Below are 12,311 nucleotides of genomic sequence, written 5' to 3' on the forward strand. Positions count from 1 at the left end.
CCCCTGGCTCCGGTCCGACCCGCCACGGTAGCGGACCGGCGGGCCCCCGGGTGCGTCAGGGGAGCGGACCCGCGGGCTCCACGCGGTTGCTGCCGTGCGCGGTCCGCCAGCTGCTCATGAGGTAGGCGCCGGTCGCGGGGTCCTCGCGCGCCACGATCGCCCAGTAGTCGCAGTGCGCGAAGTCCCGGGTGAACTCGACCACCGCGTAGCCGTGGCGGTCGAGATCCACCCAGCGGACGTGGTGGTTGGCCCCGCGCAGCGCCTCCTGTGCGGTCACGGACAGGCCGTTGCCCTCTGGCAGCGGCAGGCCGGGCTGCGAGAGCATGTCGTCGATGTTGTTGCTGGTGATCGACGTACCCACGAACTCGACGGCGGCCGTGCCCGCGCCCGGGTAGTTGGCCGGCTCCACGGGGATGTCGCACGCCCACGAGGTGTGGATGTCGCCGGTGAGAAAGACGAAGTTCCGCTTACCCGTGCCCTCCATGGTCTCGATGAGCCGGCGGCGCTCGGCCGCGTAGCCGTCCCACTGGTCCGGGTTGTACGGCATGCCCTCGCGGGGCAGGCCCAGCAGCTCGGTCATCGCGGCGGTGGTGCGCGGCTCGAGCGGCGGGATGAGGACCGGGGTGAACATGACCGAGTTGCCGATGACGTTCCAGCGGGCCGTCGAGGTCTCCCAGCCGCGGACCAGCCAGTCGAACTGGGCGGCGCCGGTCATGGTGCGGCCCGGGTCGTCGATCGCGCGGCCGTCGGTCATGCCCGACTGCTCCGAGCGGTACGAGCGCAGGTCCAGCATGCTCAGTTCGGCCAGCGAGCCCCAGCGCAGACGCCGGTACAGGTGGCCACCGTCCCGCAGCGCCTCGGGCCGGACCGGCATCCACTCGAAATAGGCCTGCGAGCTCGCCGCCTTGCGGTCGGCCCACGGGCCCTCGTGCGGCTGGTGGTTCTCGGCGCCGCCGGCCCAGGAGTCGTTGGCGGACTCGTGGTCGTCCCACGTGCAGATCCACGGCACGTGAGCGTGGAGGTTCTGCAGGTCCGGGTCCGTGCGGTACTGGGCCAGGCGGATCCGGTAGTCGGCCAGGGTGACGATCTCGTGCGGTGGCTCGTGCGGGCGGACCACGCCGTACTTCCCCGCGTACTCGCCGACCGGGTACTCGTAGATGTAGTCGCCCACCTCGATCACCGCGTCGAGGTCGCCGCGCGCCTGCATGTGGCGGTAGCCGGAGAAGAAGCCCGCCTCCCAGTTGGAGCACGAGACCAGGCCCACTCGCCACCGGCCGCTGCCGGGCATCGCGCCGTCCGCTGGGGCGGTGCGGGTGCGGCCCACCGGCGAGACCTGGCCCTGCGCCCGGAACCGGTAGTGGTACCAGCGGTCGGGGGCGAGGCCGGTGCAGTCGAACTTGACCGTGTGGTCGCGGCCCGCGTCCGTGACCACCGAGCCGGTGCGGACGACCTGGCTGAAGTCCGGGTCCGCGGCGATCTCCCAGCTGACGGCGACGGGGGCACCGCGGCCGGAGCCGGGAAGGGCGTCGGGGGCGGGCGTGACCCGCGTCCACAGGATCACGCGGTCGGGCATGGGGTCGCCGGACGCGACGCCGTGCCGGAACACGCGCTCGTCGGCGGCGGCGGTCGCGGCGGTGCCGGCGACGAGTCCGCCGGAGAGGGCGGACGTGCCGGCTGCGGCGCCGGCGAGTGCGCCAGCCTTGAGCACGGTGCGGCGGCGGACGGCGGAGGGGGCGTTCGAGGGGAGGGGCGCAGACGTCATTGGACCAGTTCACCGCACCGGCGTGCGCTCGGGAACAGATTTGGTCGAAACGTCGCCGAGTGTTCACCGGGCCGAGGTGCCCGGCGGGCCACGGCTCCCGCGCACCCCCTGGCTCCCGCGCGCGCTTCGGGCAGCCGCGCCCCTGGCTCCCGCACCCCCTGGCTCCCGCGCGCGCTTCGGGCAGCCGCGCGCGGAGGGACGCGCGCCAACGCGCGGACTGCGCGCGGGAGCCGTCGCAGCCGGGCCGCAGCCGGGCCGCAGCCGGGCCGCTGCCCGACGGCCGCCCACCAGCCTGGCCGCGCGCGATTTCGTGGACAATGGTGTACATGACCCAGTTCGGAGATCTCCTCGGCCCCCCGCCGACCCGTCTCACCGGCGACCCGGAGGCGGAGGACGCCCTGGCCGCGGGCGAGGACGCCCGCACGGTGGCGGCGGCGCACCCGTCGGCGTCGGTGGCGTGGGCGGAACTCGCGGAGAAGGCGCTGGACGCCGGCGACGCCGTCACCGCCTACGCCTTCGCGCGCACCGGCTACCACCGCGGCCTCGACCAGCTGCGCCGCCACGGCTGGAAGGGCTTCGGCCCCGTGCCGTACGACCACGAGCCGAACCGCGGCTTCCTCCGCAGCGTCGCCGCGCTGGCCCGCGCCGCGCAGGCGATCGGCGAGGAGGACGAGTACACCCGCTGCCTGGACCTGGTCAATGAGTCAGACCCGCACGCCGCCGCGCCTCTCGGCCTGGCGTGATCGACTCGACGCCCGCGCGTTAGGCGTCTACGCGGCGCTGCCCACGCCGCTGCGCACGCGGACGCGGCGGCTGGGCTACGCGTTCCTGCCGATCCTGCAGTGCGGCCTCGCGGCCGGGCTCGCGTGGGTGATCGCCTTTGACGTCGTCGGCCACGAGCGCCCGTTCTTCGCGCCCATCGCCGCGGCCCTCGCGCTGGGCACGGGAATGGGGCGGCGCGTGCGCCGGGGGGTCGAGCTCATCCTCGGGGTGATCGTGGGCGTGGGCCTGGGCGACCTGCTCATCGCGCAGATCGGCTCGGGTGGCTGGCAGATCGCGGCGGTGGTGGTGCTGGCGATGTCGGCGGCCGTGTTCCTCGACCGCGGGGCGCTGGTGGGAACGCAGGCGGCGTCGTCGGCGATCCTCGTGGCCACGCTCCTGCCACCGGGCAGCGCGGGCGGTTACGAACGGATGATCGACACGGCCGTGGGCGGCGCGGTGGCGATCGCGGCGATGGCGCTCATGCCGGTGCACCCGCTGCGCCGCGTGCGACGCGAGGCGGCGTCGCTGCTGGGTGTGGCGTCGTCGGTGCTGCGCGAGGTGTCGGAGGGGTTGGACGACGACGACTCCGACCGCATCCGGACGGCCCTGCAGGACGCCCGGGACACCCAACCGGCGATCGACATGGTGGAGGAGCAGCTCGCGGGGGCGCGGGAGCTGGTGCGGATCTCCCCGTTCTACAGCCGCCGGCGACCGGAGGAGGTGGAGCTGGCGCGGATCCTCAATCCGCTGGACAACGGCATCCGCAACATCCGTGTGCTGGCGCGGCGGGCGATCGTGGCGGTGGACGACCAGGTGGATGCCCCGCCCGCGCTCGCCGGGCTCACGTGGCACCTGGGCGACGCGATCGAACTGCTGGCCCGCCGGGTGGCGGACGACGCCGACGCGCCGACCGACGCGGAGGTGCACCGCGCGCTGCGGGCGGTGTCGGCACAGGCGCGGCGCGAGCTCGTCACGGACGGAGGCCTCACGGAGACGGTGATGCTCGCGCAGATCCGCTCGATCCTCGTGGACATGATGCAGGTGGCGGGACTGAGCAAGATCTCGGCGTTGGCCGCGCTGCCGCCGACGGTGCGGACGCCGGCGGTGGAGCCGGAGGTGCTGGAGGAGTGGCCCGACTCGGCGGACCGGCCGCTGCGCGGGGTGCCGCCGCTCAGGGCGACACGAGCCTCCATGGATCGGCGTGGCGGTAGAAGCTCGCTCTCTTGACGGGGCGCCGGCCGGGGACGCCGTCGCGGGTCACCACCCCGGCGTCGGTGCCCAGCTGGACGGCGCGTGCGTCGAACCACTCGAGGCGCCGCAGCAGGCCGCGCCGCCGGCCCGCGGTGGCGCGCACTCCGGGTAGCTCGGGTGAGGGGTGCACGACGAGGGCCTCGATCTCGCCGGTGAACACGCGGTCGTCGTCCGCGTAGGCCTCACCGGTGAGCGGCCCGCCGTCGGGACCGGTGACGGTGACCTCGCCGACGACGGCGGTACCGGTCTCGTCGCGGACGAGCGGCACCTCCCGGGCGGTACCGCTCATCCCGAGGCGGGCGGCGGCGGAGCCGGTGGGCAGGCCGTAGGCGCGGGTGACGGCGCCGGCCTCTGCGGTGACGTAGGCGATCTCCACGTCCAGCCGTTCGAGGCGCATGAAGCGCGTGAGTAGGGCGGCGAGCGCGGCGTCGGTACCGCACACGAGCAGCCGCCGGTCGGGGTCGAGTTCGCGGAGCACTCGGTCGGCCTCGTCCCGGGTGGGGATCTCGGCGCACTCGACGCGCGCGTGTTCCACGAGCACCGGGGGCACCGGCGCCTCGCCGCAGCGGATGACGATCATGGGTCCATCATGGCCGCCGCCGGGCCGCCCGGTCGACCCCGGGGACGGGCCGACCGGCCGCGGCTGGGGCAGGATGGGGGGATGCGCCGCATCGACCTCAACTGCGACCTCGGCGAGGCCCGCCGGGGGACGCCGCGCTGGTCGGCGTCGCTCGCGGCGGGGGCCGGGCCGCACCCGGAGGACGCGGCCCTGCTCGATGTGGTGACGTCGGCGAATGTCGCCTGCGGTTTCCACGCGGGGAACCGGCCCACGATGGCGGCGACGGCGTCGGCGGCGGCCGAGCGGGGCGTGGCCCTGGGTGCGCACCCCTCGTACCGGGACTCGGCGAACTTCGGCCGCCGCGAACTGGAGCTCTCGCGGGACGCGGTGGCCGACCTCGTGCACTTCCAGCTGGTCGAGCTGGACATGGCGGCCCGGCGCCACGGCACGCGCGTGCGGTACGTCAAGCCGCACGGCGCCCTCTACAACCGCATCGTCCGCGACGAGGGCCAGGCCGCCGGGGTGGTGGACGCCGTGCTGAGGTACGCCGACGACGCCGGCGAGGACCCGCTTCCCGTCCTGGGCCTGCCCGGCTCGGCGGTGCTCGACCTGGCGGCGGCCGCAGGGGTCCGCGCGGTGGGGGAGGCGTTCGCCGATCGCGGCTACCGGGCCGACGGCACGCTCGTGCCGCGTGGTGAGCCGGGCGCGGTGCTCACCGACCCGGACGAGGTGGCCTCACGGGTGGTGGCGATGGCGACCGGCGCCGCGATCCCCACGGCCGAGGGCACGACGGTGGTCGTGGCCGCGGCGTCGGTGTGCGTGCACGGGGACACCCCGGGTGCGCTCGCCCTGGCGCGGAGCGTCCGCTCCGCCCTGGACGCCGCGGGGGTTGAGGTGGCCCCCTTCGTCGACACCGGGGGTGAGGGGCGGTGACGACGACGAGGATCCGTCGCTGCGGCGAGGCCGCCCTCCTGGTGGACTGCCCGGACCTCGCGCACGCGGTGGCGCTCGCCCGCGAGCTGGAGCGGCTGCGGCCGGAGGCCGTCGACGTGGTGCCGGCCGCGCAGACGGTGCTCGTCTCGGCGCGCGACGCGGCCGCGCTGCCGGCGCTGCGGCGGCGCGTGGAGGAGGTGCTCGACTCGGTGCCCGGGCAGGGGATCGGGGCCGACGGCGAGGTGGTGGTGACGCGCACGGTGACGATCGACGTCCGCTACGACGGCCCGGACCTGGCCGACGTGGCCGACCTCGCCGGCGTCTCGGTGGAGGCGCTCGTGCGGCGCCACACGTCGGTGTCGTGGCGGGCCGCGTTCGGCGGGTTCGCGCCGGGCTTCTGCTATCTCGTCGACAGCGTCGAGCTCACGCGCCGTCCCGCCGCGCCCGCCCGCGACCCCGAGGTGCAGGCGCTGCCGTCGGTCCCGCGGCTGAAAACCCCGCGCACGCGCGTGCCGACCGGCTCGGTGGGGATGGCGGACCGCTTCTGCGCGGTGTACCCGGTCGCCTCGCCCGGCGGCTGGCGGCTGCTCGGCACGACCGACGCGGTGCTGTGGGACGCCGACCGGCCGGACCCGGCGCTGCTCGCTCCCGGCGACGCGGTGGTGTTCCGGGACGCGGGACGGTGAGCCTGCTCGTCCTGCGGGCCGGCCCGTCGGCGCTGGTCCAGGACCTCGGCCGGCCCGGTCACGCGGCGGTGGGGGTGACGGGCTCGGGGGCCGCCGACCGGGCCGCGGCTGCCCTCGCCCTGCGCTGCGTGGGCACCGACCCGGGGGCCGCCGTGCTCGAGATCCTGCTCGGCGGGTTCGCGGTGATGACGGACGCCCCCGCGGTGGTCGCGGTGACGGGGGCGCCGGCCCGCCTCGTCGTCACCACCTCCTCCGGTTCCCTGCGCTCGGCGGCGACGGGGGAGGTACTGGCCCTGCCCGCGGGCGCCACGCTCGAGATCGGCCGGCCCACCGCGGGGGTGCGCACCTACCTTGCGGTGCGGGGCGGGATCGACGCGCCGGCCGTGCTCGGTAGTCGGTCGCGGGACACCCTCGCGGGGCTCGGTTCGCCGCCCGTCGCGGTCGGCGACGTGCTGGGGGTCGGCGACCTCGTCGTCGGACCCTGGGCCGAGGGATGGCACGCCGCCGGGCACGAACCCACCCCCACCGGTGGGGTGGCGCCCGTCGTGCTCGACGTGGTCCCGGGGCCGCGCGACGACCTCTTCCCCGCCGAGGCGTGGCGGATCCTCGCGGGGATCGCGCACGTCAGCGGCCATGCGGACCGGGTGGGGGTTCGGCTCGAACCGCAGCAGCCCGTGCCCCGGCTGGCGAGCGGCGAGATCCCCAGCGAGGGCATGGTCCGCGGCGCCGTGCAGGTGCCCGCCGACGGCGCCCCGGTGGTGTTCGGGCCCGACCACCCGGTGACCGGCGGCTATCCCGTGATCGGGGTGGTGACGGCCCGGTCGGCGGACGTGGTGTCCCAGCTCCTGCCCGGCACGCCGGTCACCTTCCGCCGACTGGACGTGTGATCAACTTCGGTCGGGGGGCCGGAACGGACTAGGATGGGGCGTTGGTGTGTGCGGATCCCGCCGAGCACGCCGCCGTCGACATGCCGAGGTGAGTAGACAACCATGCCAGCGATCGTGCTGATCGGCGCCCAGTGGGGCGACGAGGGCAAGGGCAAGGCCACCGACATCCTGGGCGGCCGCGTCGACTACGTGGTCAAGCCCAACGGCGGCAACAACGCCGGCCACACCGTGGTGGTGGGCGGCGAGAAGTACGAGCTCAAACTCCTCCCCGCCGGCATCCTCTCGCCGACGGCCGTGCCGGTGATCGGAAACGGCGTGGTGGTGAACCTCGAGGCGCTGTTCACCGAGATCGACGGCCTCGAGGCCCGCGGCGCCGACACCTCGCGCCTACGGATCTCGGCCGACGCGCACCTCGTGGCGCCGTACCATCAGCAGCTCGACAAGGTCACCGAGCGGTTCCTGGGCAAGAAGGCCATCGGCACCACCGGCCGCGGCATCGGGCCGACGTACGCCGACAAGGTCTCCCGCGTGGGCATCCGCGTCCAGGACGTGTTCGACGAGTCGATCCTGCGGCAGAAGATCGAGGGCGCGCTGCACCTCAAGAACCAGATCCTCGTGAAGATCTACAACCGCCGTGCCGTCGAGGTCGAGGAGATGGTCGAGTACTTCCTCTCCTATGCCGACCGGCTGCGGCCGATGGTCGCCGACACCACGCTCATGCTCAACCGGGCGCTCGAGCGCGGCGAGTCCGTGCTCATGGAGGGCGGCCAGGCCACCATGCTCGACGTGGACCACGGCACCTACCCCTTCGTCACCTCGTCCAACCCCACCGCCGGCGGCGCCTGCGTGGGCTCGGGCATCGGGCCGACGCGGATCACGCACTCGCTCGGGATCGTCAAGGCGTACACGACCCGCGTGGGCGCCGGGCCGTTCCCCACCGAGTTGTTCGACAAGTGGGGCGAGTATCTGCAGGTGACCGGCGGCGAGGTGGGCGTCAACACCGGCCGCGTGCGCCGCTGCGGCTGGTACGACGCCGTGATCGCGCGCTACGCCGCGCGCGTCAACGGCTTCACCGACTACTTCCTCACCAAGCTCGACGTGCTCACCGGCATCGGCGAGATCCCCATCTGCGTGGCCTACGACGTCGACGGCGTGCGGCATGACGAAATGCCCATGTCGCAGTCCGACTTCCACCACGCGCAGCCGATCTACGAGACGATGCCCGGCTGGGAGGACGACATCCGCGGCGCCCGCGCGTTCGGCGACCTGCCGCCCGAGGCCCGCGACTACGTCCTGCGCCTCGAGGACCTGGCCGGCTGCCACATGTCGTACATCGGCGTGGGCCCGGGCCGCGACGAGAACGTGGTGCGGCGGGATATCCTGGGCGACTGACTCCGCCGGCCGGTGAGGCCGCTGTGGCGTGTGCGGCCGCTGGGGCCGAAAGTCGTGTGTTCATACGACACATGTCGTATGAACAGGGGATACCACGGGGGCGCCGGGTGCGGTGAGGTGAAGAACGCGGCCGCGGAAGAGCCGCATCCCACCGTCGATCGGAGACCCCATGAGCACACTCACCCGACTCGCCGTCGGCGCCGCCGCGACCGCCCTCGCCGGAGCCACTGCCCTCGCCGGAGCCGGAATCGCCGGCGCCCAGGACAATGTGAAGCTCGTCTTCGACAGTCCGAGCTCGGTGTCCGTCACCGGCACGGGAACGAACACCAAGATCACCTACACCAACGCCTCGGGCTACCACCTGACTTGTATCGCCGTCGCCGGCGAGCAGGGCCTGATCAACGAGTTCTACACCACCTACCGGGCCAATCCCAAGGAGTCGACGCCTCCCGCCCTGCAGGCCAAGCTGGAAGCGGCCGCCAAGGCGGGCAAGCTCGGCGCCTACGGGGGATACGTCGCGGACGGGAAGTCCGCCGGGCTCACCGAGGACTTCGCAGGGACCGGTGGCGTCGTCGGCCAGGGCGGCCTCAAGGACGGCTCCTTCGCTCCGGCGGCGATGGCCATCTGCTCCGGCTTCGACGAGGAAAAGATGGTGCCGTACGTCGAGGTTGAGGTCACCGCCGGCGTGGGCGTGCCCCCTGTTCTCGGCTCGCTGGACGCGGCCCTGGCCGGCATCGGCAGCTCGGGCTCGGTGGCCAACGCCACCGCGTCACTGGGGAGCTGAGCCCGGCTCTTCGCAACCGCGCCCCGACCCCGTGGCCCCCACCGCGGGGTCGAGGCGTATCCGTGACCCGGCCGGACCGTCGAGAGGGGAAGCCGTGCCGCCCACGCTCGAAGCCCTGCGTCGCGCCATCGTCCTGGATCCCGGCGGCCCGGCCCAGCGGGGCATGGCGCGGCTCGTCGCCGCGTTCGTGGGCAGCGGGCTGCTTTTCTACCTCGCCGTCCTCTGGGGGGCGGCGAAGGACCAGGCCCGGTGGTCGGCGTGGTGGTTCACGCCACTGGCGGTGGGTGTCTCGGTCGTGGGCGCGGCGGTGCTGCTCGCGGGGGCGGTCACGGCGCGGACCGGGATGATCCGGGGCGGCGCGTGGATCGTCGTGGTGGGGATCCCCGCCTACCACCTGCTGTGGACCCCGGCCTGGTCCGGACACGAGTTCCCGGATCTCTCGCAGTACCCCTGGGCGCTGGACTTCGTGGGCCTGGCCCCCATGGCGGGCGTGCTGCTCCTCCGCGGGCGCGTGCTGGTGGTGTACCACCTCGTGCTCTGCGTCGGTGTCCAGCTCGTCCCCGCGCCGTTCCGGCCGACCCTGGGGGCCGAGGATGTGGCGCTGTGGACGGTCAACTCGGTTGTCTTCTCCGGCGTGTTCGTCCTGGGCACCTACAGTCTGTACCGCAGCGGGGCCCGCGCGGACCTCGAGGCCGCGCACGCGGAGGAACTCGCCGCCGAGACCGCGGGGACCGCCGCGATGGCGGTGGAGCGGGAGCGGCTCGACGCGCTGATCCACGACGACGTGTTGGGCACCCTCCTCGCCGTGACCCGCACCGGCACCACCGCCACCGTCGCCGAGTCCGCGCGCCGGGCGACCGCGCGGTTGGAGGCGGCCGGGCGCGGTCGGAACGACGAGGAACTGTCCGTCACCGCGTTCGTCGGTCTGCTGCGCGGGGCGATCGGCACCGTGGACCCGTCCATCGGGCTGGCCGTGGAGGGCGACGTCGACGGCGATTCCGAGGGCGTCACCGCCGTGTCGTCCGTGGCCGGCGACCTGGCCGCCGCCACGATGGAGGCGGTGCGCAACTCCGTACTCCACTCCGGCGACCCCGACGGGCCGCGTGTCCTGCTCACGCTCGTCGAGGGCCGCACGCGCGTCGCGGACCGGCGCCGTGGCGCGGACCGGCGCGTGGGCCTGCACATCCGGGTCGTCGACCACGGCCGCGGGTTCGATCCCTCGGCCATCCCCCAGCTGCGACTGGGGATCCGCGGGTCGATCCTCCGGCGCGTCAACGCCCTCGACGGCGGGAGCGCCACGGTGTCGAGCCGACCCGGCCGCGGCACGACCGTGCGGATCGAGTGGACGCCGTGAGCGCGCCCGAACGACACCACGGGGCCGCCACCCCGACCCGTGGGCCCGGCACGGACGAGGTGGACTCCAGTGAGATGCTGGGGCTGCGCACGCGCGCGGCGACCGCGATCGTCGGTGGCCTCGCGACGGTGATGCTGCTCGGGATCCTTCTCACCCGGCCCGCCCCGGGTCGGCTCGCGGTCGAGGCCGCCGTGGCACTGGTGCTCACCGCCGTGACGTTCCTCGTGTTCCGGAGCCGTGGTGCGCGGCTGCCTTCCCGGGCCGCCGCGGTCGCCACCGGCTTCTTGGGGGCCACGGCCCTGGTCTCGGTGGGGGCCAACGGTGCAGATCCCGACCTGGTGACGGTCGCCTGGCTGAATACCGGCTGGATCGTGCCGCAGACCTACATGGCGGCGCGGGGGCGCCCGTGGTGGGCAGTGGGCTCGTTCGCGGGCAACGCCGCGGTGCTGGCGGGTGGGGTGGCCGTGCTCGGCGGGGACGCCGCTCCGGTGCTGGGCTATGTCATCGGGTCGGTGCCGCTGTTGCTCATGTCGATCGTCTTCGGTCTGGCGATCGAGCGGCGCGCCCGCGACATCACCGCCCTGCGGTCCCGGAGTCGGGAGAAGACGGACGAGCAGGCCGCCGCGGCCGCCGCCCTCGTGGCGCGCGATGAGCGACTCGGATGGGTGCGGGCCACCGCCGGTCCGATGCTGGAGCGGATCGCCGCCGGCGAGCGCTTCACCGAGGCCGAGCTGAGGGACGTGGCGATCCTCGAGGCGCACATCCGCGACACGATCCGGGCGCCCGGGCTCACCGGGGAGCCGCTCGACGCCGCCGTCCGCGCCGCCCGGCGACGGGGTGTCACGGTGATCCTGCTCGACGACGGGGGCGCCCGCGAGGAGGGCCCGGCGATCGTGGCGCGGTGCCGTGAGGTCGCCCGCGCGCGGGTCACGGCGGCGAGCGAGCCGGGCCGGATCGTCGTCCGGCTTCTCCCTCCGGGGCGACCCGACGTGCTCTCCGTTGCCGGCGACGCCTCGCCGGGCCCGCGGTCCTACACGGTGGCGGACCTGGATGCCGCCGGGTCCGCCGGAGCTGGGATCAGAACGGCAGAGTAGGCATCGGCGGTAGCTCGATGCCCCCGCCTGCCACGCCCGCGGCGACCGCGAGCAGCGCGGAGACGCCGAGGCCGGCCACGATGATCAGCCCGGCCTGGACCAGCTCGTTCTCGAGCGAGCCGGTCGCCGATGCCGTGGCCTGCGAGACGTGGTGGACCGTGCCGCCCTCCGCGGGCGCGGCGTGGGCGACCGGGGCGGCGACGGTGGTGGCGGTCGCGAGGGCGATCGCGGCGGTGGCGGTGGCGAGCTTTCCGGGGCGGTGCGTGGTCATGTCCAGATCATCGTCGATCCGGCGGCGGGCATTACGAGCGGGTCTCGACACCTAACGATAGTTTTACGGAGGCGGTTCCGCGGTTACGGTCAGCGTCTCCGGTCGGCGTGCGGCCGACGGTTCTCCCGAGGAGGTTCGCCGACGCTGCCCCCGCGTCTCGCGTGCGTGGGGGTGCGCCCGCGTCAGGCGAGGCGCGCAAAGGCCTCCCGCACGGCGGCGCAGGCCTCGTCTGCCGATGCCCCCGCCGAGGCGGCCAGTTCCGCGAACTCGTCGGCGGCCCGGGCGAGCGCCGCGCCGCGCACGTCGGCGTCGGCGACGAACGTCCCCGCGCGCCCCCGGCCCTCGAGGACCCCGGCGGCCTCGAGTTCGCGGTAGACCTTGGCCGCGGTGCCGGCGGCCACGCCCACCTGTTCGGCGAGCCCGCGCACCGTGGGCATGCGGGTGCCGGGGACCAGCGCCCCGCGTCGGCGGGCCTCGAGGATCTGCTCGCGGAGCTGCCGGAACGGGGCCTCAGGGGAGGAGGGGTCGACGACGAGGACCGCGCCCCCGACCCGCGCGCCGCCGGTGGGGGTCACG

13 protein-coding genes are annotated in these 12,311 nt (G+C 74.6%); 9 read left to right on the forward strand and 4 right to left on the reverse strand.

What is annotated here, in order from left to right:
- Window positions 1-55: 55 nt before the first annotated feature.
- Window positions 56-1,762 (reverse strand): alkaline phosphatase D family protein, encoded by a 1,707-nt coding sequence (locus ACH0BZ_RS00145; protein ID WP_406895819.1) that lies wholly within the window; start codon window positions 1,760-1,762, stop codon window positions 56-58.
- Window positions 1,763-2,088: 326 nt separating this feature from the next.
- On the opposite strand from ACH0BZ_RS00145, the gene ACH0BZ_RS00150 reads away from it, so the two are divergent.
- Complete coding sequence (locus tag ACH0BZ_RS00150; RefSeq protein WP_406895820.1) at window positions 2,089-2,505, forward strand: DUF3151 domain-containing protein; 417 nt, start codon at window positions 2,089-2,091, stop codon at window positions 2,503-2,505.
- A complete protein-coding gene (locus tag ACH0BZ_RS00155; protein WP_406895821.1) occupies window positions 2,462-3,751 on the forward strand; it encodes an FUSC family protein in 1,290 nt (429 codons plus the stop codon). The genes ACH0BZ_RS00150 and ACH0BZ_RS00155 overlap by 44 nt, the downstream gene beginning before the upstream one ends.
- Here the strand turns inward: ACH0BZ_RS00155 and ACH0BZ_RS00160 are convergent.
- Window positions 3,696-4,355 (reverse strand): hypothetical protein, encoded by a 660-nt coding sequence (locus tag ACH0BZ_RS00160; RefSeq protein WP_406895822.1) that lies wholly within the window; start codon window positions 4,353-4,355, stop codon window positions 3,696-3,698. The two genes, ACH0BZ_RS00155 and ACH0BZ_RS00160, sit on opposite strands and share 56 nt — an antisense overlap.
- 81 nt (window positions 4,356-4,436) lie before the next feature.
- On the opposite strand from ACH0BZ_RS00160, the gene ACH0BZ_RS00165 reads away from it, so the two are divergent.
- From ACH0BZ_RS00165 to ACH0BZ_RS00195, 7 genes are all read left to right on the forward strand, one after another.
- Window positions 4,437-5,267, forward strand: a complete 831-nt coding sequence (locus ACH0BZ_RS00165; protein WP_406895823.1) for a LamB/YcsF family protein — start codon at window positions 4,437-4,439, stop codon at window positions 5,265-5,267.
- Entirely contained in the window at window positions 5,264-5,953 is a 690-nt protein-coding gene (locus ACH0BZ_RS00170; RefSeq protein ID WP_406895824.1) for an allophanate hydrolase subunit 1, read from the forward strand. The genes ACH0BZ_RS00165 and ACH0BZ_RS00170 overlap by 4 nt, the downstream gene beginning before the upstream one ends.
- Window positions 5,950-6,840 carry a biotin-dependent carboxyltransferase family protein gene (locus ACH0BZ_RS00175; RefSeq protein WP_406895825.1) on the forward strand — a complete coding sequence of 297 codons (891 nt, stop codon included), beginning with the start codon at window positions 5,950-5,952 and terminating at the stop codon, window positions 6,838-6,840. Before ACH0BZ_RS00170 ends, ACH0BZ_RS00175 begins: the two co-directional genes overlap by 4 nt.
- A gap of 102 nt (window positions 6,841-6,942) precedes the next feature.
- The gene (locus ACH0BZ_RS00180) at window positions 6,943-8,232 is read left to right on the forward strand and encodes an adenylosuccinate synthase (protein WP_406895826.1); all 1,290 of its coding nucleotides are present in this window, start codon (window positions 6,943-6,945) and stop codon (window positions 8,230-8,232) included.
- 169 nt (window positions 8,233-8,401) lie between these two features.
- Window positions 8,402-9,016: a hypothetical protein gene (locus ACH0BZ_RS00185; protein WP_406895827.1), complete on the forward strand. Its 615-nt coding sequence runs from the start codon at window positions 8,402-8,404 to the stop codon at window positions 9,014-9,016.
- Window positions 9,017-9,110: 94 nt separating this feature from the next.
- Complete coding sequence (locus ACH0BZ_RS00190; RefSeq protein ID WP_406895828.1) at window positions 9,111-10,370, forward strand: sensor histidine kinase; 1,260 nt, start codon at window positions 9,111-9,113, stop codon at window positions 10,368-10,370.
- Window positions 10,367-11,464: a hypothetical protein gene (locus tag ACH0BZ_RS00195; RefSeq protein ID WP_406895829.1), complete on the forward strand. Its 1,098-nt coding sequence runs from the start codon at window positions 10,367-10,369 to the stop codon at window positions 11,462-11,464. The genes ACH0BZ_RS00190 and ACH0BZ_RS00195 overlap by 4 nt, the downstream gene beginning before the upstream one ends.
- On the opposite strand, the gene ACH0BZ_RS00200 is transcribed toward ACH0BZ_RS00195, so the two are convergent.
- Window positions 11,448-11,735: a hypothetical protein gene (locus ACH0BZ_RS00200; protein WP_406895830.1), complete on the reverse strand. Its 288-nt coding sequence runs from the start codon at window positions 11,733-11,735 to the stop codon at window positions 11,448-11,450. The two genes, ACH0BZ_RS00195 and ACH0BZ_RS00200, sit on opposite strands and share 17 nt — an antisense overlap.
- A 182-nt stretch (window positions 11,736-11,917) precedes the next feature.
- Complete coding sequence (locus ACH0BZ_RS00205; protein ID WP_406895831.1) at window positions 11,918-12,310, reverse strand: GntR family transcriptional regulator; 393 nt, start codon at window positions 12,308-12,310, stop codon at window positions 11,918-11,920.
- Window position 12,311 lies beyond the last annotated feature (1 nt).

It is taken from the genome of Dietzia sp. 179-F 9C3 NHS (genome assembly GCF_045369825.1).
Classification (GTDB): domain Bacteria; phylum Actinomycetota; class Actinomycetes; order Mycobacteriales; family Mycobacteriaceae; genus Dietzia.

Bases quoted from the DNA above. Each gene is read 5' to 3' on its own strand.
- ACH0BZ_RS00155 (WP_406895821.1), top strand. From the start codon at position 2,462: ATGAGTCAGACCCGCACGCCGCCGCGCCTCTCGGCCTGGCGTGATCGA.
- ACH0BZ_RS00150 (WP_406895820.1), top strand. From the start codon at position 2,089: ATGACCCAGTTCGGAGATCTCCTCGGCCCCCCGCCGACCCGTCTCACC.
- ACH0BZ_RS00200 (WP_406895830.1), bottom strand. From the start codon at position 11,735: ATGACCACGCACCGCCCCGGAAAGCTCGCCACCGCCACCGCCGCGATC.
- ACH0BZ_RS00165 (WP_406895823.1), top strand. From the start codon at position 4,437: ATGCGCCGCATCGACCTCAACTGCGACCTCGGCGAGGCCCGCCGGGGG.
- ACH0BZ_RS00145 (WP_406895819.1), bottom strand. From the start codon at position 1,762: ATGACGTCTGCGCCCCTCCCCTCGAACGCCCCCTCCGCCGTCCGCCGC.
- ACH0BZ_RS00180 (WP_406895826.1), top strand. From the start codon at position 6,943: ATGCCAGCGATCGTGCTGATCGGCGCCCAGTGGGGCGACGAGGGCAAG.
- ACH0BZ_RS00160 (WP_406895822.1), bottom strand. From the start codon at position 4,355: ATGATCGTCATCCGCTGCGGCGAGGCGCCGGTGCCCCCGGTGCTCGTG.
- ACH0BZ_RS00185 (WP_406895827.1), top strand. From the start codon at position 8,402: ATGAGCACACTCACCCGACTCGCCGTCGGCGCCGCCGCGACCGCCCTC.